We start from the raw sequence: 1,060 nt of genomic DNA, 5'->3' as shown, positions 1-1,060 counted from the left end.
GTGAGCGCGTGTCGCTTGTAGATGTCCCACATGACGTGTATGGTGAGCGTAGCGTGTATCACACGTGACAAGAGGCCCCGATTCTGTCGGGGCCTTCGTCATTCCACGATCACCCCGCCCACCAGCACACGCACCTATGGGGACTCGGCTGCCGTAGGGCGGGGGTAGCACACGGGCCGAGGGGGTAGCCGATGACCACCCCCGCCAACGCTAACGGGGGCCGGCGTAGGCAGGTCCGGGCCAGGGTGCTGGCCGAGGAGGATGTCTGCCACGTCTGCGGACTACCCGTGGACAAGACGCTCACCTACTCGTGGGGCGAGCACGGACCACGCTGTCCCGGTGACGGGTGCCCCGGCTGCGTTCCACATCCGATGCGCGCCGAGGTGGATGAGGTGATCCCCCGCAGTCACGGTGGCTCCCCCATTGACCGCGACAACTGCCGACTCGCGCATAGAACGTGCAACCGTGAACGATCAGTCAAGCCACGAGTTGCGACTGAGCCCGCGTGGCCGGTGACCGACTCGTGGGGCTCACTGCTCGCCGGACTTCGCGGCTGAGGGGGGAGGGGGGGGTGGCGGGGACCCCGTACCCCACCCGCTAGGCCACTCCCTGCGGCGAGGGCCTGTCTGTCCGTAAGCGTTTTTTGTTTGGCAGGGGAGGTGTTCACACGTGGCACCACCGAAGTTGCGCGCCGTTTCCGCTGACGACATCCCACCCGCACCGGCTATCGAGTCGGTGACTGACGCCGCTGAACACGGCTCCCACTTGGACTTACTGAAGCAACTGAGGTTGGCCGTGGCGCGGAAGCTGGATGACCCGAAGACCTCCGGCGTGGCATTGGCTGCGCTGGCGAACCGTGCGCTCGAGATCGGCAGGGAGATCGAGGCGTTGGAGAAGTCGGAGGCTGACGAGGCGCGTGAGCGATCCGAAGCAACCCCGGACGAAGCCTGGGACGCCGCGACAATCTGAGCCGCCGCTGTCGGCTGTAGCCCGGCATGTTGTCCTCCCGGTCGGTATCACAACGACGGGCTGGCCGTCCGTGCGCGACAAGTGCCGCGAA

General features: G+C 66.5%; 2 protein-coding genes. Both read left to right on the top strand.

Annotated features, from left to right (window positions below):
- The first annotated feature begins 191 nt into the window (after positions 1-191).
- The gene (locus tag EOL86_15565) at positions 192-557 is read left to right on the top strand and encodes a hypothetical protein (protein NCD26988.1); all 366 of its coding nucleotides are present in this window, start codon (positions 192-194) and stop codon (positions 555-557) included.
- A 112-nt stretch (positions 558-669) separates the two neighbouring features.
- Positions 670-969, top strand: a complete 300-nt coding sequence (locus tag EOL86_15560; protein NCD26987.1) for a hypothetical protein — start codon at positions 670-672, stop codon at positions 967-969.
- Positions 970-1,060 lie beyond the last annotated feature (91 nt).

This window comes from Deltaproteobacteria bacterium (genome assembly GCA_009930495.1).
In the GTDB taxonomy this organism is placed as follows: domain Bacteria; phylum Desulfobacterota; class Desulfovibrionia; order Desulfovibrionales; family Desulfomicrobiaceae; genus Desulfomicrobium.
The sequence above is the reverse complement of the archived record's forward strand: the minus strand, read 5'-3'. Positions and strand labels throughout refer to the sequence as shown.

What these genes read in the sequence shown, in the direction of transcription:
- EOL86_15565 (NCD26988.1), top strand. Translation starts at nt 192, where the DNA reads ATGACCACCCCCGCCAACGCTAACGGGGGCCGGCGTAGGCAGGTCCGG.